The organism is Skermanella sp., assembly GCF_059503625.1.
In genome coordinates this window covers 2,293-2,995 of the sequence record NZ_JCACHA010000288.1, presented here as the reverse complement: position 1 = coordinate 2,995, position 703 = coordinate 2,293, and the positions used below count along the sequence as shown (strand labels likewise).

At 60.5% G+C, this 703-nt stretch carries 1 pseudogene; it reads right to left on the bottom strand.

From position 1 onward, the window contains the following. A pseudogene (locus tag AC5JJ6_RS06675) lies at nucleotides 1-564 on the bottom strand (hypothetical protein); the annotation flags it as partial. Nucleotides 565-703 lie beyond the last annotated feature (139 nt).

Here is a 703-nt window from a genome sequence, read left to right as displayed (position 1 = left end):
GCTCTCGTCGAGCCGGTTGGCCAGATCGCCCAGGACCCGGCGGCGCTCGAGTTCGGACTGCTGCTTCAACGCCGCCTGCTCAGCCTCCAGCCGAAGCTTCTCGATAGTGTTCTGCTTGAGCACCAGGACGGCACGCGCCATCGTGCCGATCTCGTCGATATGCTCGGCGTAGGGGATCGTGACGGACTGCTTGCCGCCGGCCAGCTGGTCGATGGCGCCGGTCAGGTTCATCAGCGGGTTGACGACCCTGCTTCGGGTGAACCACAGGAAGAACAGTCCGACCGAGATCAGGGTGGCGATCGTCGCGACGCTGCCCCAAGTAACCAGGAAGGACATCAGCGAAACGGTGGAGGTCAAAGCCTCGGCTCCCTCGATCCGGTTGCTGGTCATCAGCGCTTCCCAATCGTTCGAGAAGCGATGCATCCCCAGCAGCACCAGGACCGACATGGACGCGCCGACGACGCCGATCCCCAGCAGCGCGAAAGCTACAGCCGAGCCTAGAAAACGCAAGGTAAGCCGGCTGGCGAAACTGCCGGCCCTTGCCGTGCCCGATCCGTCCGACATAACGGAACCCTTTGTTGCTTATATCACCCAAGGTCTTGACTTTGCTCACTAAGCATTACCGACCGCTTAACAGTTCAATAACTTAAGTAATAGGCAGGGTGATGCAGTATGCAAAAAGGGCTCCGCAAGCGGAGCCCTT